At 58.3% G+C, this 20,715-nt stretch carries 17 protein-coding genes; 6 read left to right on the top strand and 11 right to left on the bottom strand.

The features are described 5' to 3' along the window. Positions 1 to 13: 13 nt before the first annotated feature. Genes A3224_RS12925 through A3224_RS12905 form a run of 5 tightly spaced genes read right to left on the bottom strand, consistent with a single transcriptional unit; the run spans position 14 to position 3,231 of the window. Positions 14 to 832 carry an ABC transporter permease gene (locus A3224_RS12925; protein WP_067155413.1) on the bottom strand — a complete coding sequence of 273 codons (819 nt, stop codon included), beginning with the start codon at positions 830 to 832 and terminating at the stop codon, positions 14 to 16. Beyond that, on the bottom strand, positions 829 to 1,428 hold the full coding sequence (locus tag A3224_RS12920; protein ID WP_067155409.1) for an ABC transporter ATP-binding protein: 600 nt from the start codon (positions 1,426 to 1,428) through the stop codon (positions 829 to 831). The genes A3224_RS12925 and A3224_RS12920 overlap by 4 nt, the downstream gene beginning before the upstream one ends. Positions 1,429 to 1,445: 17 nt before the next feature. Beyond that, positions 1,446 to 1,898 (bottom strand): DUF2214 family protein, encoded by a 453-nt coding sequence (locus tag A3224_RS12915; protein WP_067155406.1) that lies wholly within the window; start codon positions 1,896 to 1,898, stop codon positions 1,446 to 1,448. 11 nt (positions 1,899 to 1,909) lie between these two features. Then, positions 1,910 to 2,506 carry an imm11 family protein gene (locus tag A3224_RS12910; protein ID WP_067155403.1) on the bottom strand — a complete coding sequence of 199 codons (597 nt, stop codon included), beginning with the start codon at positions 2,504 to 2,506 and terminating at the stop codon, positions 1,910 to 1,912. Next, complete coding sequence (locus tag A3224_RS12905; protein ID WP_067155399.1) at positions 2,506 to 3,231, bottom strand: AHH domain-containing protein; 726 nt, start codon at positions 3,229 to 3,231, stop codon at positions 2,506 to 2,508. Before A3224_RS12905 ends, A3224_RS12910 begins: the two co-directional genes overlap by 1 nt. Positions 3,232 to 3,365: 134 nt before the next feature. Between A3224_RS12905 and parC the strand changes: the two genes are divergently transcribed. The 4 genes from parC (at position 3,366) to A3224_RS12885 (ending at position 9,435) form a co-directional block, all read left to right on the top strand. Continuing rightward, on the top strand, positions 3,366 to 5,615 hold the full coding sequence (gene parC / locus A3224_RS12900) for a DNA topoisomerase IV subunit A (protein ID WP_067155396.1): 2,250 nt from the start codon (positions 3,366 to 3,368) through the stop codon (positions 5,613 to 5,615). Between the two features lie 778 nt (positions 5,616 to 6,393). Continuing rightward, positions 6,394 to 6,849, top strand: coding sequence for a MarR family winged helix-turn-helix transcriptional regulator (locus tag A3224_RS12895; protein ID WP_067155393.1), 456 nt, complete (start codon positions 6,394 to 6,396; stop codon positions 6,847 to 6,849). A 1-nt stretch (position 6,850) separates the two neighbouring features. Next, positions 6,851 to 7,930, top strand: a complete 1,080-nt coding sequence (locus tag A3224_RS12890) for an HlyD family secretion protein (RefSeq protein ID WP_197462988.1) — start codon at positions 6,851 to 6,853, stop codon at positions 7,928 to 7,930. A 59-nt stretch (positions 7,931 to 7,989) separates the two neighbouring features. Further along, positions 7,990 to 9,435, top strand: a complete 1,446-nt coding sequence (locus tag A3224_RS12885) for a DHA2 family efflux MFS transporter permease subunit (protein ID WP_067155387.1) — start codon at positions 7,990 to 7,992, stop codon at positions 9,433 to 9,435. Positions 9,436 to 9,477: 42 nt separating this feature from the next. Here the strand turns inward: A3224_RS12885 and A3224_RS12880 are convergent, their stop codons facing one another. The 3 genes from A3224_RS12880 to A3224_RS12870 form a co-directional block, all read right to left on the bottom strand. After that, positions 9,478 to 9,894, bottom strand: a complete 417-nt coding sequence (locus tag A3224_RS12880; RefSeq protein ID WP_197462987.1) for a DUF2147 domain-containing protein — start codon at positions 9,892 to 9,894, stop codon at positions 9,478 to 9,480. Between the two features lie 103 nt (positions 9,895 to 9,997). Then, positions 9,998 to 11,464, bottom strand: a complete 1,467-nt coding sequence (locus A3224_RS12875; RefSeq protein ID WP_067155384.1) for a protein adenylyltransferase SelO — start codon at positions 11,462 to 11,464, stop codon at positions 9,998 to 10,000. 29 nt (positions 11,465 to 11,493) lie between these two features. Next, on the bottom strand, positions 11,494 to 12,963 hold the full coding sequence (locus tag A3224_RS12870) for a Ppx/GppA phosphatase family protein (RefSeq protein ID WP_067155381.1): 1,470 nt from the start codon (positions 12,961 to 12,963) through the stop codon (positions 11,494 to 11,496). A gap of 119 nt (positions 12,964 to 13,082) precedes the next feature. On the opposite strand from A3224_RS12870, the gene ppk1 reads away from it, so the two are divergent. Beyond that, positions 13,083 to 15,140 (top strand): polyphosphate kinase 1, encoded by a 2,058-nt coding sequence (gene ppk1 / locus A3224_RS12865; protein ID WP_067155378.1) that lies wholly within the window; start codon positions 13,083 to 13,085, stop codon positions 15,138 to 15,140. Here the strand turns inward: ppk1 and A3224_RS12860 are convergent. Together A3224_RS12860 and aceK are read right to left on the bottom strand one after the other, a co-directional pair. After that, on the bottom strand, positions 15,127 to 15,624 hold the full coding sequence (locus A3224_RS12860) for a hypothetical protein (RefSeq protein ID WP_067155374.1): 498 nt from the start codon (positions 15,622 to 15,624) through the stop codon (positions 15,127 to 15,129). The genes ppk1 and A3224_RS12860 overlap by 14 nt on opposite strands. A gap of 117 nt (positions 15,625 to 15,741) precedes the next feature. Then, positions 15,742 to 17,493, bottom strand: a complete 1,752-nt coding sequence (aceK, locus tag A3224_RS12855; protein WP_067155371.1) for a bifunctional isocitrate dehydrogenase kinase/phosphatase — start codon at positions 17,491 to 17,493, stop codon at positions 15,742 to 15,744. A gap of 294 nt (positions 17,494 to 17,787) precedes the next feature. Between aceK and ybaL the strand changes: the two genes are divergently transcribed. After that, a complete protein-coding gene (gene ybaL, locus A3224_RS12850; protein WP_067155368.1) occupies positions 17,788 to 19,491 on the top strand; it encodes a YbaL family putative K(+) efflux transporter in 1,704 nt (567 codons plus the stop codon). 46 nt (positions 19,492 to 19,537) lie between these two features. On the opposite strand, the gene pstS is transcribed toward ybaL, so the two are convergent. Further along, positions 19,538 to 20,605 carry a phosphate ABC transporter substrate-binding protein PstS gene (gene pstS, locus A3224_RS12845; protein WP_067155365.1) on the bottom strand — a complete coding sequence of 356 codons (1,068 nt, stop codon included), beginning with the start codon at positions 20,603 to 20,605 and terminating at the stop codon, positions 19,538 to 19,540. Positions 20,606 to 20,715 lie beyond the last annotated feature (110 nt).

Genomic DNA, 20,715 nt, shown 5'->3' with positions numbered 1-20,715 from the left:
CTTAGCATAAATTTTACGTAAATAAACGATCGCGCCCAGCTGTTGTCAGCCGATCCACCCGCAACCGTTCCCGCCTGTCAAACAGCCGCCGCGAACAGAGCGCCACCGCGGCAAAGGTACCGAACCCGGTACCGGCGGCGATGGTGAACATAATCAGGATCTGGTATTTAACCGCCAGTGCCGGCGGGCTGCCGGCGAGTATCTGGCCGGTCATCATGCCGGGGAGGGAGACGATGCCAGCGGCGGCCATGGCGTTAATGATCGGCATCAGCCCCGCGCGCATGGCTTCGCGGCGGAAGTCGCCGCAGGCTTCTGACCAGGTCTCCCCCAGCATCAGTCGGTTTTCAATAATATTGCGGGAACGCCGCGCGCTTTCAGTGAGCCGGTCCAGTCCGAGCGCGACGCCGGTCATGGTATTGCCCAGCAGCATACCCAGGAGCGGTATCGCATACTGGGGTTGATACCAGGGCTCGGGGCCGATGACCGCAACCAGTGTCAGCACAGTGACGCTGAAGGCGGAGATAAACATCGATAGTGTGCCTATGGCAAAACTCCAGCCGCCACGAAGCCGATATTTCTGCCGCGCGACAACTTCGCGGCCTGCGAGCAGCAGCATGGCCAGTCCCATCAGCGCCACCCAAAAGAGGCTGCCCACTGCGAAGAGCGCTTCCAGTACCAGTCCGATCAGCGCCAATTGAATGGCGGTGCGCAGCGCGGCGATCAGCAGGGATTTTCCCACGCCCAGGTGCGCCGCGAAGGTGCAGGCGGCCAGTGCCATCACCAGACAGGAGGCCAGCGCCAGCTGCCACCAGGACAGGGCGATTGCATTCATTCCTGCAGCTCCAGCAGTTTCGAACCCTCGATGCAAAAGTGCCGCTTGGCCACCCGCCGGATTTGCTCTCGGCTGTGGGCTACCCACAGCACTGGGCGGTTTTGTGCGTGGATTACGGATATCAGCCAATCTTCCACTTGCCGGGTGGTCTTCTCGTCCAGATTGGCGGTGGGCTCATCGAGTAATAGCACATCGGGTTCGCGGGACAGGGCTCGAATCAGTGCCAGGCGTTGCTTTTCCCCGGAAGATAGTCGGGAGACGGACCATTCGCTCACGTCCTCGTCGAAACCCAGAGCGTGAAGGGCTTTTGGCATGGGCTTGTACAGATGTTCGCCGACAGTGTCGAACCACCAGGCGCTCTCCGCAGGCACCATCATCACCGAGCGCCGCCAGCGGTGGCCGGGTACTAAGCCCTGCGCCAAATTCCCCAGTTTCACAGTGCCGCCGTGGGGTTCCAGGTCCGCAACAGCCCTGAGCAGGCGGCTCTTGCCAGCGCCGGAAGGACCGGACAGGCACACTATCTCTTCCGGCGCCACTTCCAGGTTAATATTTTGGAGGGTGCCGATCGACACCTGGTGAAGTATGAGTTTGGCCAATGCACTTGCCTGTCGGTTCAGCCGAAGTAGCCGATTCCTCTCGCCATCATGGCCGCGCACAACAGAATACCGACTACCGCCGCCAGCTCGATATGCACAATGCCGCGCATCCGCTTCCACTGCCGCTCGCTGACATCCGGCAGTTTCCCCTGTTTGAGGGACTTGTTCCAGGAGACAAAGCGAAAGGTTGGGTAAATGGAAAGCAATGCGGCAAGAAAAAACAGCGCCAGCTTTGCGTGGAAGGCGCCGTTGTGGAAATAGTAGGCACTGCCCTTCTCGAAGTAGAAAACCCGCAACAGGCCGACCACCACGAGTAGCCCCGCGGAAATACCTAGTACCCGATCGACGATTTGAAGCTTGCGCGCCTTCTCAAGCGTGAACTTTTGCCCCAGCAGCACTAGTTCTATGGCGATGGCGGAGACCAGGGCGAAGGCGGTGAGGTGGTGTAGGAATGCGAAAGTCAGAGGCATTTTTTTGAATTTTAGTAGATATTGGATATATCTTCGTCGAAAATCAAACCGTCCAAATCGAATTCTTCACAGGTTTGCTTGAATTCATCCGTGCAAAACACTCCCCCAAAAGATTTTTCGCCCGAGCGGAACAGGAACTTTCCCCGTAGATCGCTCTCACTGAAGACAAGCTTTTCAATTCCATCAGGGAAGGTTCGATCTTCACCGGAATATTGGTAAACGGTTTTTTTCTCGTCTACTTCGACATAGGTAAATAGGTTGAATATAAAGTAGTTGGTTTCCTGAACCTGTACGGGTAGAAACTCTCCATGCGGCTCAAGTATAAGGCTTAGCGCGGCCTTGGCTTTCTCGGAAAGTACTAATGCTGATCCTATCCATATGGAAATATTCGGGATCTTTACTGCAGAGGGGTACATGGGAGAGGCTTCGAAGTCGGATTTGACCCGTTTCCACGGGTGTGGAAATGGCTTGCCGCTAGTGCCCAGATCCGAACAATCAGACAAGCCGGATTCCGAATCTTCCAGGTGGAGCTGTTCATAAAGTTGGACGCAGTCTAAGGAAAGCTCTTTGAACGACTTTTCATCATTCTTTAGTCTGTAGAGATTCATTATTTGCCGCTCCACAATGGATCTTTTGGGCTTTCGATTTTTACCGGATAGGTGCCGCTTTTAATTTTCATTTTAACGTCTCTCAATTTGGCGACGAAGGTTGGCCCGGGAGGGATTGGAAGAAATTGGACTGAAATCCAGTGCTCATAGTTTACGCCGTGTATGGATTTATGTGTTGGGGCTTCGGGTGTGGCCCAGTGATTTTTGTGTGTTTTCAAGTTTGGTATCCATACGCCATTTCTCGGATCGTTTATGCGGATGCCGGACAGATGCAGTTTGATGCGAGCCGCTAGCAGGTTTTTCTGCTTCCAGCGCCCTTTCCCCGGTATAAGGTGGTGGGCTACATGCTGTAGGCTGGGTTTTGGTTCTCCTTCTGCAAGCAGGTGACGGGCAAGCACCTTGGTTGGGTGATGCTTTTCCTTACGCATGCGCTCAAGTCTTTGGGAGGATGTCAGGGCGTTGAATTCCATCCGGTATTTAACCAACCCATCTTCAATAGACGCGAGCGTATTGATTCGTCTGCGCTCCTGCTCCAGATGCTCTCGTGCCTCACGCCACTCTCGTAGGCGTTTATCCCGTTCTTGCGGGGATTCATTGCTTAAGGAGGGGGAGTATTGGGCCGCGTGATAGGCATCACACTTCTTTTCAAATTCGTAGATGGCCATTTCCAGGGCTGTTGCGGCTTTGGGTGGGGCATTGGGAGCCGGAGGCTGTTCAAGCCACATATAGCACACTCCTTGCGCAGTGGATTCTTTGCGATTATGGCTAGCGGTCATGGTAGTAGCAAGATGTTGGACTTTGAACCCGGGCTACCTGTCGGCCATAATCCGCTCCTTCCGCACAAGATAACGAGAGTTGTATGACCGATACCTCCGTTTATGAGGCCAGCGAGCGGCAGTCGCTCGCGGAGTACACTGAGAAGGCGTACCTGGACTACTCCATGTACGTGATCCTGGACCGCGCCCTGCCCAATATCGGCGACGGCCTGAAGCCCGTGCAGCGGCGTATCGTCTACGCCATGAGCGAGCTGGGGCTCAAGAACACCGCCAAGTACAAGAAGTCTGCCCGCACCGTGGGCGACGTGATCGGTAAGTATCACCCGCACGGCGACAGCGCCGTGTACGAGGCCATGGTGCTGATGGCGCAGCCCTTCAGCTACCGCTATCCCCTGATCGACGGTCAGGGCAACTGGGGTTCACCGGACGATCCAAAATCTTTCGCCGCCATGCGTTACACCGAGTCGCGCATGGGCAAATACTCGGAAGTGCTCTTGTCGGAACTGGGCCAGGGCACCGTAGACTGGCAGCCGAACTTCGACGGCACTCTGGATGAGCCGGCGGTGTTGCCCGCGCGGGTGCCCAACATATTGCTGAACGGCACTACCGGCATCGCCGTGGGTATGGCCACCGATATACCGCCGCACAATCTGCGCGAAGTGGTCAATGCGACGGTGGCGCTGCTGGAAAACCCCAAGGCCACGGTGGCGGAGCTATGTGAGCATATTCTGGGCCCGGATATGCCCACCGAGGCGGAGATCATCACGCCGCGCGCAGAGATACAGAAGATGTACCAGACCGGCCGTGGCTCGATCAAAATGCGCGCTATCTGGGCTAAGGAAGATGGCGAAATTGTCATCAGTGCGCTGCCTTATCAGGCCAGTGGCGCCAAGGTATTGGAGCAGATAGCGCAGCAGATGCAGGCTAAGAAGCTGCCGATGATTACAGATCTGCGCGATGAATCGGACCACGAGAATCCCACCCGCCTGGTGATAGTGCCGAAATCCAACCGCGTGGACCTGGAAGCGGTGATGAACCACCTGTTCGCCACCACTGACCTGGAGAAGAGTTACCGGGTCAACCTAAATATGATCGGCATCGACGGCCGCCCACAGGTGAAGTCTCTCGATAAGATCCTGGGGGAATGGCTCAGCTTCCGCACTGTAACCACCCGCCGCCGCCTGCAGTTCCGCCTCGACAAGGTGGAAAAACGGCTGCACTTGCTGGCCGGTTTGCTGATCGCTTTCCTCAATATTGATGAAGTGATCGAAATTATCCGTACCCACGACGAGCCCAAGCGCGAGCTGATGGAGCGCTTCGAGCTGACTGACGTGCAGGCGGAATATATCCTCGATACCAAACTGCGGCAGTTGGCGCGGCTTGAAGAGATGAAGATCCGCGGTGAGCAGGCGGAGCTGGAGAAAGAGCGCGATATGCTCACCAAAACCCTGGACAGCCCGCGGCGCCTGAAAACCCTGATCAAGAAAGAACTGCTGGCGGCGGCGGAAGAATTTGGTGACGAGCGCCGCTCGCCGATTGTGGAGCGCGCCGAAGCCAAGGCCTTCAGCGAAGCGGAACTGCTTTCCAGTGATCCGATCACCGTGGTGTTGTCGGAGAAGGGCTGGATTCGGGCGGCCAAGGGACACGATATAGATCCGGCCGCCCTGAGTTACAAAGCCGGCGACCGCTTCAAGCTGGCCGCCCGCGGCAAGAGTAACCAGCCGGCGTTGTTGCTGGACAGTACCGGGCGCAGCTATGCGATCGCCTCCCATACTCTGCCGTCCGCGCGCGGCCAGGGAGAGCCCCTGTCCGGCCGCATCAACCCGCCTTCCGGTGCTGTCTTTGAGGGGCTCTTGATGGGTGCCGATGAACAGCGGGTTCTGCTGGCCAGCGATGCCGGCTATGGCTTTATTGCCAAGCTGGCGGATCTGCAATCGCGCAATAAGGCGGGCAAGGCGATGCTGACACTGCCGAAGGGCGCGCGGGTGTTGCCGCCCTGTGTGGTGGAAAACCCCGGCGAAGCGTTGCTGGCGGCGGTGACCAGCGAAGGGCGCATGCTGGTGTTCCCTGTCTCCGAATTGCCGGAACTGGCGAAAGGCAAGGGCAATAAGATTATTAATATCCCCGCCGCCCGCGCCGCCAGCCGCGAGGAGTTTGTGGTGGGTATCGCCGTGCTGGAGGGGGATGTCCAGCTGGTGATTCACGCTGGCAAACGCCATACCAAGATCAAAATCTCCGAACTGGAGCACTACCTTGGAGAGCGCGGTCGCCGCGGCAATAAACTGCCGCGGGGCTTCCAGAAGGTGGACCGGATCGAGGTGTTGAAAAAATAACGCCTCTGACAGTACCGGGCCCGGTAAATCTTTCCGGGCCCGGAGTCTGAATACGCCGCCTCTGCAAAAGAGGATGAAAGCCTCTGTGTCTGACGCTATGTAGATGGGGAATTGGCTGTAGGCCTGGAAACTCTGTTTTTTGATGACGGCGATGTTGCAGGCCGCTTTCTATTTAAGTCCAAGTTGCAGGGAAGTGGCGTGCTCTACTGCTCCTCCTTCAAAGCATTATGTGAGGAGGCTGGCCTGAGAGGGCTTCGATTTGATGAGGATTTGCTTAGGGAACCTCTGATTAATTCGAGGGGATACTACGGTGGGTTCCGGGGCGCTCAGGCAATAGGATGGATTTTTCGAAAACGCACAAGTACTTCCCTGTAGCTCCGACGGATACATCCCTGTATCCGACGGTTTCGAAATATCCACCCTATCACCTGAGCTTCTCATCCGCCCACGAAGAATCTCTCCCCCCAGAACGTGAATTAATCAGAGTTTCCTTAGACTTTTCTGACCAAGGGTAAGCAAATAGCGGTTCTGTTGAGGCAGCAGCACTGCCAATGAATTGATTTTTATAGGGGGGAACCTCGGGGGCGCTCCCTTTTTTGTTTTCAATGTGCGATCAACCCCGCTCCCGCCAAAAGTGTGAGCGTCCCTGCGTCAGCCGCGCGCCTGCATCTATTTAACATCGATTCCCTAAGGTCACGGTTGCATCAAAGGATGCACGAATTCTCATTGCGACATTTATAAGCATGCTTATAATAAGCGCCCTTCAAAAGGAGGGGGCATGTCCGAAGATTTCGATGCAGCAAAAGGCAGCGCCGCTGAGATGAGTATTGAGCTGCATTCCGCCGCGCGCCTGTTGCGGCGCAATTTCGATCGCCGAGCCAAGGCCCACGGCCTCAGTCGTTCCCGTTGGCAGGTGCTCTGGCATCTGAGCCGGGAAGAGGGGCAAAAGCAGGCGGAGCTGGCGGAACGTATGGATGTGGCGCCGATCAGTCTGACGCGACAGCTGGACAACCTGCAGCGGGAAGGGCTGGTGGAGCGCCGCCCGGACCCGGAGGACAGGCGTTGCTTCCGCATCTATCTCACCGAAGCCGCCCAGCCGGCACTGGAGCTGTTGCGCGGCCTGGCTCAGCAGACCCGCGCTCAGGCACTGGCCGGTTTTTCGGCGGCAGAGGTGCGGCAGTTGCATGGTCTGCTGGCGCGGTTGCGGGAGAATTTGACACGAGAGGAGGTATAGCTTGAGGGGCAAATTGGGGCTACAGATGGGGAATTTGCCGGCGCGGCAGCTGGGCTTTCTCCTCGGCATTGTCGTCGCTGTGGCGGTGGCAGGTTGGTGTGTGTTTGGCGGTGGCGGCCGCGTGGAGACCGAGAACGCCTATGTCAAAGCGGACAAGATTTCCCTGGCGCCGGAGGTAAGTGGCGTGGTGGCCGAAGTATTGGTAAAGGCCAATCAGGTGGTGGCGCAGGGGCAGCTGCTGGTGCAGCTGGACCCAACCCCCTTCGAGTTGGCGGTGGCCGAGGCTGAAGGGCACCTGGGGCAGGTGCGCAACCAATTACTCGCTCGCCGGGCTGAGTACGCTGAGGCGGAAGCTGCCCTGGAGCAGGCGACCAAAGACGCGGACTTTTATCGCCGCCAGCTGTCCCGCAATGAAAAGCTGAGCGACGTGGCCCTGTCGGAGGCACAGTTGGATGAATCCCGCCAGCTGCTGCAGCGGGCGCGGGCACAGATAGCGATCAATACAGAAAAACTCGCCAGCCTGCGGGCGGAGCTGGGCGGTAATCCGGAGATTCCCCTGGAGGAGCAGGCCGACCTCAAGGTAGCCCAGGCACAGTTGGACAAGGCCCGCTACCAGTTGTCCCGTACCCGTATTGTCGCTCCCGTGGCGGGGGTGATCGCCAACGAGGTCCCTGTGGTCGGGGAGATGATTCCAGCCGGTATCAACGTCATCAGCATGCTCGCCAGCGAGGGGCTCTGGGTGGAAGCGAACCTGAAGGAGACGGAACTCGGGGAAGTGCGCCCTGGTCAGCAGGCTGAAGTGGTGGTGGATGCCTATCCTAATTTCAAGTGGCAGGCCCAGGTGGACAGTCTTAGCCCCGCCAGCGGCAGTGAGTTTGCGCTGATTCCGCCGCAAAATGCCAGCGGTAATTGGGTCAAGGTGGTGCAGCGGGTGCCGGTGCGCCTGCGTCTTTATCCGGCCAAAAACGCGCCGGTGCTGCGCGCCGGTATGAGTGCCCGCGTGCGCATCGACACCGCTGAGGACGATAAGTTAGTGGCCGCGCGCGCGAGCGGCGGCGAGGACAGTCGGGTAGTGCTGTAGCCGTGAGTGGTGCAACGGGCATAACGGAAGGACGGCGCAGGTGGATTACTGTCAGCATTATGTTGGCCACAGTAATTCAGGTGTTGGATACCACTATTGCCAACGTCGCTCTTCCCCATATGCAGGGGAGTCTCGGTGCCGGCAGTGATCAGATTACCTGGGTGCTGACGTCGTACATCGTCGCCGCGGCCATTATGACGTTGCCGGTGGGGTACCTTTCTCAACGCTTCGGCCGCCGTCGCCTGTTTCTCTGGTCAGTGGCCGGTTTTACTGTCACTTCCATGCTGTGTGGTCAGGCGGGCAGTCTGAACGAGATGATTTTCTGGCGCTTGATGCAGGGTGTCTTCGGGGCCGCTCTGGTACCACTTTCCCAGGCCACTCTGCTCGATACCTATCCGCCGGAGCAGCACGCTTCAGCCATGGGACTCTGGGGCGTGGGCGTGATGATTGGGCCCGTATTGGGGCCGACTTTGGGCGGCTGGTTGACGGAATATTACTCGTGGCGCTGGGTCTTCTACATTAATTTGCCGTTCGGCATTTTGTCGTTGCTCGGTATTTACTTTGCTCTCCCCGAGCGGGAAACCACCAGGCCGCGATTTGATGCGCTTGGCTTTGGCCTGCTGGCACTGGCGGTGGGCGCGTTGCAAATGCTGTTGGACCGTGGCGAACAGGTGGACTGGTTTGAGTCTCTGGAAATTCAGGGCTATGCCATTGCCTCGGCACTGGGACTCTATCTGTTCGTGGTGCACTCGCTGACGACAAAAAAACCCTTTCTTTCGCCGGGCTTGTTCCGCGACCGCAATTACGTATCGGGCTTGGTGTTTATTTTTGTGGTCGGCATTATTTTGTTGGCCACCATGGCGCTGCTGCCTTCGTACTTGCAGCAGTGGAAAGGCTATCCGGTGGTGGCGACAGGATTGGTTTTGATGCCCCGCGGCCTGGGGGTGATGGTGGCGATGATCTTGGTCGGGCGCCTGCTGAAATTTGTCGACGGTCGCGCGCTGATTGTCGCGGGTATGTTCCTGGTCAGTTTCTCCTTACATCTGATGGCTGGTTTTAATCTGCAGGTAAGCCGTTCCGCGTTGGTGTGGACTGGTGTTTTGCAAGGGTTTGGCCTGGGTCTGGTATTTGTGCCAATTTCCACGCTGGCCTATGCGACCTTGCCGGCGCAGCTGCGCGGTGAAGCCACAGCGCTGTTCAGTTTGTCGCGCAATCTGGGCAGCAGTGTGGGCGTATCGATTGTGATGGCCGTGCTCACCCGCAATCTGTGGATCAATGAGCAACAACTGGGGGAACATTTACAAGTGCCGCGGAATTTGGCGGGCACGCTGCCGAATACAGGGGAGTTGCAGACGCTGCCGCTGAATATTATGCAGGAGCTGTCGCGGCAGTCGGCGGAGATCGCCTATGTGAACGATTTTCAGCTACTGATGTGGATCAACCTGGCGGCGGTGCCGCTGGTATTTCTGCTGGCGAACCCCCGGCGCGGGCTGGAGGTCGCCTAAGCCGGTTTTCCCTAACGGAAAACCGGTGATTCCGGTGACGGTTTACTCCACTCTCTGCCAGGTTTGGGTGCGGTAGAAGAAGCCGAGGTAGCCACGCACCTTTAGCTCATTCCCCTCGAGCCAGAATTTGCAGTCGTAGGTTTTACCTTTGGCCGGGTCCAAGATTTGGCCACCCTCGTAGGTATCACCTTTTTTCATCATATCGGTAATGATGTCCATGCCGACGATTCTCTGCCCTTTGCGTTCGCCGGGGCATTTGTCGCACACGGTGTCATCCGGCTTCATCAGTAGGTCCACCACACGACCATAGTATTTGTCGCCCTTTTGGTAGATTTCGATGATGGACTTGGGCTGGCCGGTTTCGTCGTCGATGGTACGCCATTTGCCCACAACTTCCTGGGCTCCGGCCTGCAGGGCGAACAACAGGCTGCACGCAGCGATTATTAGTGTTCTCATCATGTCGCTTACCTTTTTGGTTGAGTGACCAGGATATTACACCAGGTCACGCAAGAAGACAGAATCCCGTGTCCAGTGTAGTAGCGGTCAGGCATTGCCGTCGGCTTCAGGATGAGCAGCTGATCGGCATATGCTTGCCGGACTCCGGTGGCGCTGCGGCCCAGAACTCGTGTTGCGGGTGCTCGTCGAAGGGGTTCTGCAGCAGCGTCACCATCGTCTGCAAGGGCCGGTAATCGCCGGTCTCGGCGGCCTCTATCACTTTCTGTGCCAGATAGTTGCGCAGTATGAACTTGGGGTTCACGGCGCGCATGGCGCGGTTGCGTCGGCAGAAATCGCTGTTCTCGTGGGCCAGCCGCCGGTCGTAACCCTCCAGCCAGTGGCGTAGCGCACTGTGCCCCGCTGGGGGCAGCAACGCCAGTAACGCCGAAGGCGGGCGTTCGCCGCGGTAGTGGGCCAGGGCGCGGAAAAAATTGGTGTAGTCGACCCGGTTGTCGGCGAGCAGTTGCAGCAGATCCGCGCAGAGTTTCTGGTCGTTTTCTTCTTCTGTCGTCAGGCCCAGTTTGCGCCGCATCAGGGCGGCGTAGGTGTTGATCAGGTGTGGCTGGAATTCTTCCAGACACTCGCGCAGTGTCTCGGCACCGACGAAGGCGGACAGGGCATGGGCGAGGGCATTGAGGTTCCACAGTACTACGCCGGGTTGCTGCTCGAAGGCATAGCGGCCGGTGTGGTCCGAGTGGTTACAGATAAAGGCGGGTTCATAATCGTCGAGAAAACCGTAGGGGCCGTAGTCGAAGGTGTCGCCGATAATGGACATATTGTCGGTGTTGAGCACCCCGTGTGCGAAGCCCACCGATTGCCAGCCGGCGACCAGCTCAGCGCTTCTGCGCGTCGCAAAGCGCAGCAGTGCTTCAGCCTGTTCGCTGGTGCCCATGTCTCCGGTGTCGGGGATAAAGCGCTGGCAGACAAAATCGATCAGCCGTTGCAATGCCTCCAGTTGCTTGGTGTAGAAGAGGTACTCAAAGTGGCCGAAGCGTACATGGGTTTCCGCCACGCGGATCAACATGGCGCCGGTTTCGATTTCCTCCCGAACCACCGGCTCGTCGCTGCCGACAATGCACAGGGCGCGGGTGCTGCGGATACCGAGGGCGGTCAGTGCTTCACCGGCCAGATATTCGCGGATGGTGGAGCGCAGTACCGCGCGGCCGTCGCCAAAGCGGGAGTAGGGGGTTTTGCCGGCGCCTTTCAGGTGCAGTTCCCAGAGTCTGCCGCGGGCTTCTATTCCCCCCAGTAAGAGGGCGCGACCATCGCCCAGATCTGGGTTGTAGACGCCGAACTGGTGGCCGGTGTACTTCATTGCAAAGGGTTTGCTGCCCTTGAATAACTTTTTGCCGCAGCCGAGCTGCGCCCAGTCGGGATTGTGTGCCTCGCTTGCGTCTATACCCAGCAGTTGCAGCACCGCTGGGTTCACATGGATCAATGCGGGGTGGGCGAAGGGCGTGGGGGTGGTGCGGCTTCCGAAGGCCCCGCCCAGATCAGCGTATTGGTGTGTGAGGGTGACATCGCTGAGTTTCATGGGAACCTCTGATCAATTCGTGGGCGGGCTCAAACTTCGCTGATCTCCAGCGCCTGGGGTTGCGACTGCCAGTATTCCTCCTCCTGCCGGAGAAGGTCTTCAATCGCGGGGTTCTGATCCAGCCACTCCCGGGGCAGGCGCAGCCGGTAACCGTTGTCGCGGGCCTTGAGTTTGATGCCATCCAGGCCGCGGTCGGTGCGGTCGCGGTGGATAATACAGGCCAGGCGCAGACACAGCAGCAGGTCGGGGTTGGGGTGGAAGCCATAGTGTTCCCGCGGCGGCTTGATACGCCCGCGCTGATTGCGCAGCAGATAGGCCAGATATTCCTGTTCTGTCTTGGCGAAACCGGCCAGGTCCGCGTGCTCGATCATATAGGCGCCCAACTTGCGGAAGTCGCTGTGGGACAGTGCCAGGCCTATTTCGTGCAATTGCGCCGCCCAGCGCAGCCGCTGCAATTCCTCGCTGCCCGTTTTTGGGCGCAGCTGGTGCAGCAGGGCCAGGGCGGTGTCGCCAACGCGTCGGGCCTGTGCCGTGCCTACCTGCCAAAGTTGCATCAGCGCCGCCACTGTATCGGCGCGGCGGTCCCCACCGTGCAGGCGCCCGGCCAGATCGTGCACTATGCCCTCGCGGATGGCGTAGGGGGAAACCTGCATTGTCTGGATATCCAGCTCACAAAAGGTTGCGTGCAGTATCGCCAGGCCCGCGGCGAATACCGGGCGCCGCTCGCTGTCCAGGTCGGGCAGGTCCAGGTCGGCAATGTGCTTGGCGTCGGCCACTTTTGCCGCCAGCTTGTCGATATCCTCGCGCTTGATCTCCGCAAGCTCGCCGCCATAGAGAACCCTCGCCACCGCCTTGATGGTCCCGGAGCTGCCGATCACTTGAGCCCCTTCCGCTAAGTGTTGGAGCTCTTGTAGTTCCGCCCGAGCGGCGCGGTGGGCGCGGTTAAAATGGTTGACGGTGTTACTGGAGACGATGCCGTCGGCAAAGAAGCGCTTGCTGAAAGACACGCAGCCCATATAGAGGCTTTGCAGTTGTTGCGGCGTTTCGTAACCGCGCACCAATTCGGTGGAACCGCCGCCGATATCCACTACGCAGCGCAGCCTCGGGGGGCCGTCGGCGGCGGCCATAACGCCACTGTAAATCAGTCTGGCCTCTTCTATACCGCTGATAATTTCGATTGGCGCGCCCAGGATGGATTCGGCGGACTCGAGGAAGCCGTCGGCGTTGGCGGCGGCGCGCAGGGTGTTGGTGCCCACAACGCGGATGTGGTCCGCGGGCAGTTCCGCCAGTACCGGACGGAATCGATGCAGTGCGTCCAGGGCTCGTTCGGCCACGGCCGTGTCCAGATTGCGCTTTTCGTCCAGTCCCTCCGCCAGCCGGACCATGGCTTTGTCCGTGTGCAAGCGCACCATGCGCTGGTCGCGGAATTCCGCCAGCAACAAATGGAAGCTGTTGGAGCCCAGGTCGAGGGCGGCGTAGCGTTCGGTGTCGGGTACCATGCGGTTCTCTGTCAAAAAAATGTCATCTGAATGTAGCAAACTGCTCTACTATTTTTCGGGACCCGGTTCGGAGTCGCAGTCCCATCACCGCTATTCCTTGTGTAGATTAAGAAGCACGCATGTTCAATGATACGCCTCTGTACCCGAAAGAGCTAAGTTGGCTTTCCTTCAATGAGAGAGTGCTCCAGGAAGTGGAGGATAAAAGTGTCCCCATTATCGAGCGGGTGCGTTTCCTGGGCATCTTTTCCAATAATTTGGACGAATTCTACCGCGTGCGGGTGGCGGATGTGCGCCGCCTGGCCGCTTTTACCAAAGGGGAAAATAAAGAGCGGTTTGCAGAGCTATTGGCGGATATTAATGAAAAGGTATTGCGCCTGCAGCGCCGTTATCACACTGCCTACTTGAACGTGCTGTCGGATCTCGATAAGCACAATATTCATTTGGTCAATGAGAACCAATTGTGTGAAAAACAGCGCGCCTTCGTGGAGGCTTACTTTCACCGCGAGGTGTTGCCGGAACTGGAACCGTTTTTTATCGACGACCGGAACACCATGCCGCTGCTCAACGAGACCAGCATTTACTTCGCGATTTATTTGTTGCTGGAAGACGGCTCTGAGCGTTTCGCGGCGCTTGAAATTCCCACGGATACGCTGCCGCGTTTCGTGGTGATTCCACCGCGCAAGGGCAGGAAAGAAAAAGTTTATATCGTGCTCGATAATATTATCCGCGCCTGTTTGCTGGAGGTATTCCGCTATGTGTTGCCGATCCGGCGGGCCGAGGCCTATATGTTTAAAATCAGCCGCGATGCGGAGTTGGAGCTAGGGGAGCACGTCACACAAAATATTCTCGATCGGGTGGCAAAGTCCCTTAAAAAACGCAAGCAGGCGGAGCCGGTGCGCCTCGCCTATGACGCGAAGATGCCGGAAGTGTTGCTGAACCTGGTGAAGAAAAAACTGAAAATGGGGCGCTATGACAGCTTTACTCCGGGCGGGCGCTACCACAATTCCAAAGACTTTATGGGCTTTCCGGCCGATTCGGCGCGCCACAGCTACAAGGCGCTCAATCCACTGGCCACGCTGCCGGAAAAAGAGAGCGTGTTCAATTTGTTACGGGGACACGACCAGCTCTACTACTATCCCTACCACGACTTCCGGGCCATCACGAATTTTCTGGTCTCCGCGGCCATCGATCCACAGGTGAAGGAAATCCGTATCAACCTCTACCGGGTGGCGAAAAATTCCCGCGTGGTTGGGGCGTTGATCAACGCGGCGCGTAACAACAAAAAGGTCATCGCGGTAGTGGAACTGCAGGCGCGCTTCGACGAGCTGGCCAATATTCACTGGTCCAACGAGTTGCGCGAGGCCGGGGTACAGGTCATTTTCGGTGTTCCCGGCCTCAAGGTGCATTGCAAGCTGATTTCCATTGTGCGCAAGGAGGACGGCGGGGACCGGTTTTACAGCCATCTTGGCACCGGAAATTTCAATGAGAGCACGGCGCGCGTCTACTGTGATTTCAGTCTGCTGACCAGCGATCAGGCCCTGGGGCGGGATGTCTACAATGTCTTCGAATTTATCCAGTTCCCCCACCTGAGGCCCGAATATCGGCACATCGCCGTCTCTCCCTACACCAATCGCCCGGCGTTGTTGAGTGCCATCGATAGAGAAATCGCTGCCGCTGAGGCCGGTAAGCGGGCAGAGCTGTTTTTCAAGTGCAATAACCTGGTCGACGGCGAGGTGATAGAACATCTGTACCGCGCCAGCGCGGCGGGAGTGCGGGTGCGTATTATCGTGCGCAGCATGTGTTCGCTGGTGTGCGAAACCCCTGGGGTGTCGGACAATATTCAGGTGATCAGCCTGGTGGATAAATATCTGGAACACGCCCGCGTTTATATTTTTCACAATGGCGGTGACGAGCAGGTGTGGATGTCATCGGCGGACCTGATGACCCGTAATCTGGATCACCGTGTGGAGGTGACCTTTCCGGTCCGCGATGAGCAACACCGGCGCACGGTGAAGAAAATCATGGAGCTGCAGTGGAGTGACAATCAGAAAGCGCGGGTATTGGACAAGCTGCAGAGCAACACGCGCATCGCCAGTAATACGGAAAAGGGCTGCCGCTCTCAGGATGCCATTTACCGCTATCTGAAGCGTCAGGCCTCACGGCTCAGCGGCGGCTGAACCCAACCAGTTCGCCGCGACTGAATGAGAAGCGGTAGCGTTTGCCAATCTTGAGGCGGTTGCGGCAGGGGGATTGAATGGTGATGCGGGGATACTGGGGGGTGACCACCCAGGTGGTGAACGCCTTTCCGGGGCCGCGGCCGATCAACCAGTAGCGATCGCCGCCCTCGCATTGACCGGCCTCCATACAGTTGTCGAATCCCCAGACATAGGCATTGACGTCATATTGCGCCGGTGTGTTTTCCGCTTCGCGGAACGGCTGCTCGGAGTCGCCTGTAAAGACATAGAGGTCGTCAAACGCCACTTGGCGGAAGCCCCGCGCCGGGGTTTTGCAGCTGACGGTATGGGGTTTGGTGACCGCGCGCGCATGTCCGCGGTCCTTGTCCTTTTTCTCCTTGTCCATTTCGCTGGGGAGGTAACCGCAGCCGCTGGACACCAGTAGTATCAGAGTGCCGGCAGCTGCCGCGAAGTCAATAAAACGCACAACTTGCCCCTCGCCTGTCCACCTCTTCCACTATAGACCCAATTGGCGCGGCGTTCAGGAGCGCCTTGGCGAGAGCCCGGGCGGCGGCAAAAACTTGCCATTATCTGTTCGATGCGGTCACTTCTGGAGCGCGCCGGAGCCACTGCGCTTAAAACGCCATTTGCGCCGGTAGGGGAAGGCGCTTTCGATGTGGCCGGCGCGGATGCGCTCCTGCAGCCGCTGCCAATAGCGGTAGTCGTAGAGGTCGCTGTGCTGTTCCTCGAACGCCTTGCGTGCCTCCGGGTTTCCTGAGAAGAACAGGCGGAACTCTTCCGGGAAGACGTCCATTTCATCCACTGTGTACCAGGGCTTGTCAGACAGCTCCTGCTCCGCGGTCTGGGGCTCGGGAATCTTGCGGAAGTTGCATTCGGTCAGCGGGCAGAGTTCGTCGTAGTCGTAGAAAACCACGCGGCCGTGGCGGGTGACGCCGAAGTTTTTCAGCAGCATATCACCGGGGAAGATATTGGCGGCCGCCAATTGTTTGATGGCGTTGCCGTATTCTTCCATGGCTTCGCGCACCTCTTCTGCGCTGGCGCCCTGTAAATAGAGGTTGAGCGGTTCCATGCGCCGTTCGACGTAGAGGTGCTTGATGATCACCCACTTGTCGTCGATATGCAGCTTAGACGGGGCCAGCTGCTTTAGTTCTTCCAGCAGTTCATCGCTGAAGCGGTTGCGATAGAAAATAAAATTGGTGTATTCCTGGGTGTCCGCCATGCGGCCCACCCGGTCGGAGCGGGATACGAATTTGTATTTTTCCTTCACGATTTCTTCGGTGACGGTTTTCGGACGGTCGAATTTGTCCTTGATCACCTTGAACACCACAGGGTAAGAGGGCAGGGTGAAGACGCTCATCACCATCCCTTTGATACCAGGGGCTATCACAAACTTGTCGTTGCTTACTTTCATATGCGCCAGCACGTGGCGGTAGAACTCTGTTTTGCCGTGTTTGTGGAAGCCGATAGAGTTGTACAGCTCCGAGCGCTCTTTGAGCGGCATGATCGTGGATAGGAAACGTACAAAACGCGACGGAATCGGCGCATCTACCATAAAGTAGGAACGGGTGAAGCTAAACACGATACTGGCGGCATCTTGGTTGTAGAGTACTGTGTCTACAAAAATACCGCCGCGGCCGTTGTTCAGGCAGGGCAAAATCAGCGGTACTACCTCGCCGCCGAACATCATGCGGCCGACCAGGTAGGCTGCCTTGTTGCGGTAGAAGACAGACTCGAGCATATCCACCCGCAGCTGTTTTTCGTTTTCCAGGCCCGAGAGGGGGGCCTTGCGCAGGGCGGCACAGATATTTTTGATATCCCGCTGCTGGTTTTCCCAGGGCACTGAAAAGCCGTAGTCGTTGAGAATATCTTCGATCATATACTCCAGGCCGTCGCGGCCGCTGTAGCTGATGTAGATGCTGTAGTCGCGCAGTGGCTTGTCGTCTGGGGCGCGGGAGGGTTTAACGAAGATGTAATTATCGTGGATATTGTCGTGCTGAAACTGGCTGCAAAACACTGAGTTGAAAAAGGTTTCGGCAATTTCGTAGTTGCTGTGGTTGGCGATCAGCTGTGCGTAGGCGGCGCGGGCCTCTCGCCACAAATCCAGTTGGCCGGTGTCTTTGCTGGTGACCGAGTGAACCAGCTTCAGCACTTGGTTGACCTTGGTTTTGTAGAGATCTATGCGCTCGCGATTGGCTTGGTGTACCTCGTGCCACGCGGCGCGTTCAAAGCGTGCCTTGGCGCCGAGAGTGATGTTCTGGAAATCGGCGAAGTAGGCGTCGAAGCCGTTGAGGATAGTCTTGGCGATGCGGCGCGTTGTCGGTGAGTGATTGGTCATGCACTAGACTTTTGGCTGAAAGTGGGATTGCTCCTTCAGGGACAGCCTGCGGTCGCATTCAGTGCTTGGTGCGTGGACGCGGCCCTTCCGGCTGCGGGATTTGTCGATAGTAGCACGCCGCACCGGTGTATCACCTGGGCGATTGGATCAGATGTTTTGTCATTTTCGCAGGGTCTACCCGGTGTGTCGCCGCCATTTATCAAATTAGCCTGTGTGCATGACAGATTTGCCGCCTTTGCGGCTGTGTAAAACAGGTAAAATGGTTTTTTTGGCTGCCTGAAGGAAGAGAGCACTTTGCATCACGATATCACTTTGATCACCACGCTTTCCGCTGCCCTGGGACTCGCACTATTGCTCGGTTTTGCCGCTGTTCGCCTGCATCTGCCGGCGCTGGTCGGCTACCTGATCGCCGGTATTTTGATTGGCCCGGCAACACCGGGATTTGTCGCGGATATAGAGCTTTCGCAACAGCTGGCGGAGATCGGAGTGATATTGATCATGTTCGGTGTCGGCCTGCACTTTTCCATCGAGGACCTGATGTCGGTGCGGCGTATTGCCATTATCGGCGCACTGGCGCAGATTGCGGTGGCGACCGCGCTGGGGGCCGCGGTTGCCAGTTACTGGGGCTGGCCGCCGGGTGCTGCCGTGGTTTTTGGTCTGTCACTGTCGGTGGCCAGTACCGTGGTTTTGCTGCGCGCACTGGAGGCCCGCGGCCTGCTCGACTCCATCAACGGCCGCATCGCCGTAGGCTGGCTGGTTGTCGAGGACCTGGTGATGGTGCTGGTGCTGGTGGTGCTGCCGCCACTGGCGGGCTGGCTGGGTGGCGGCGGTGCCGATGTCGGCGAGGGCGACCTGTCGACCACGGTGCTCTGGACCCTGGTGAAAGTGACCGTCTTCGTGCTGCTGATGTTGGTGGTGGGGCGCAGGCTTTTCCCCTGGTTTCTGTGGCGAATTGCTCGCACTGGCTCCCGTGAGCTGTTCACTCTTTGCGTGATCGTATTCGCCATGGGGATAGCCTACAGCGCAGCGGAGGTTTTCGGTGTCTCCTTCGCCCTCGGTGCCTTCTTTGCAGGCAGTGTTCTGCGCGGTTCGTCACTCAGCCACCGCGCCGCGGATGAGTCACTGCCCCTGCGCGATGCCTTTGCCGTGCTCTTTTTTGTGTCGGTGGGCATGCTGTTCGATCCGGGGATGTTGCTCGAAGAGCCGCTGCGGGTTCTGGCTGTGCTGGCGATTATTATGCTGGGCAAGACCCTGGCCGCTTTTATCCTGGTATTGCTGTTCCGCTACCCGCTCAATACCGCGCTCACGGTGTCCGCGAGCCTTGCCCAGATTGGCGAATTCTCATTTATTCTCGCCGGCTTGGGGGCGTCCCTGAATCTGCTGACGGCGGATGCCCAGAATCTCATTCTCGCCGGAGCGCTCCTTTCTATCGCCCTCAATCCGCTGCTGTTTAACGCGGTGGAGCCATTGCAGCGCTGGATTCGCTCCCGTTCCCGCTTGGCGCGGGTGATGGAAAGATCGGCGGACCCCCTGGCGGAACTGCCGGCGACGGTGAGCTCGAAGTCGGTGACCGGCCACGCGCTGCTGGTGGGGTACGGGCGTATAGGCCAGAGAATTTGCGACGACTTGATCGAAAACGGCATCTCGCTGGTGGTGGCCGAGCAGAACCGGGAGATTGTGGAGAGTCTGCGCAGCCGCGGTATCCCGGCGGTTTCCGGGGATGCGGCGGAGCCGGAGGTGCTGATCCAGGCCCATGTGGCGCGGGCGCGGATACTCGTTATTACCACTCCCGATGCCGTGCGTGTGCGAAAAATGATAGAGACCGCCCGCATCCTGAACCCGGCGATCGAGATTGCCGTGCGCGCGTACAGCGACGAGGATGCGATGTTGTTGCGTAGAGAGCAGGTCGGCAATGTGCTGATGGGGGAGCGCGAGCTCGCTCTCGGCATGAGCCGGTGTGTCAAGGAGAGTTTTGGGGAAGCGGCGCGGGAAGGTTAAGAAAGCGCATTAATCAGAGGCTTTCCCGTGAGGGAGAAGGCAGTATTCAGCGGATAAAGCCGACAGTTTCCCGCGCTTGCTGCCTGAGTTCCTGTGGCAGCGGGATAAAGCCCAGCTCTCTGGCTTGCTGCTGTGCCTCATCGCTGAGTATGTAGATCACTAGTTTGCGCAGGGCCGCCGCTTTAGCGCTGTCCTGCCGGGCGTAGAGCAGCAGCCAGCTGAGGCCGATGACGGGATAGGCCGACTCTCCGTCTGGATCGGGAATATCGGCTACCAGGTTGGGAGCACCGCTGACCGGCAGCCTGTCCCGCGGAAACTCTACTTCTGATAGCGCCGCCGCACTTGCTTGTGGGCCGGGGGCAACATAGCTGCCAGACTTGTTCTGCAGCCGCGCCACCGGCAGAGCCAGCAGTTTGGAGAAACTGTATTCCACGTAGCCGATGGCGCCGGGGGTGTGTTTCACTCGTGTGGCGACGCCCTGGTTGCCGGGTGTGGCGATGAAGCGGGCGGCACCGGGCCAGCGGGGTTGGCGGCTTCTGCCGATGCCCTTCTCGAAAGCCGCGCTGATCGCACACAGGTGGTTGGTGAGTATGTCTGTGGTACCGGAGGGGTCCGATCGGGTCACGACGGTGATGGGCATGTCCGGCAACTCGATACCGGGATTGGCTGCGGCGATTTTCGGGTGATTCCAGTTGGTGATTTCGCCGAGAAAAATTGCCGGGTACACATCCCGCGGCAATCGCAACCCATCTACGCCTTTCAGGTTATAGGTCAGCGCTACCTGTTCGGCGGCCAGGGGCAGCAGCACCACGCCCTGCTCGATTGCGGCGATTTCTTCCGCCGTCAGCGGCGTACCGGAAGCGGCGAAGTCTACGGCACCGTGGAGAAAATCCTGAATGCCTCCGCCGCTGCCCTTGTCCTGGTATAGCACTTTCACGTTCCCGTGTTTGCGCGAGAAATCCTTGAACCAGTTCGTGTAGATGGGGTAGGGGAAACTGGCGCCCGAGCCCTTGAGCTGAAGTTGTTCCTCGGCCGCACGGGCGGAGAACAGAAAAAGCATCAGGACTACTGCCGCGAGGCAGCCGTAGATAGTAGTGGTGCGCCGGAACTTCATGGAGATTCCCCAGAAACGGTTCCTTTGAGTCTAGACGACCGCAGTAATTGCCCCTGGGGGCGGAATTCGCTCCATGGCAGTAACGACCACTTGTGCGCGCACCGGGGTTA

It is taken from the genome of Microbulbifer thermotolerans (genome assembly GCF_001617625.1).
GTDB classification, from domain to species: Bacteria; Pseudomonadota; Gammaproteobacteria; order Pseudomonadales; family Cellvibrionaceae; genus Microbulbifer; species Microbulbifer thermotolerans.
This window is presented reverse-complemented; position numbering and strand designations above follow the sequence as displayed.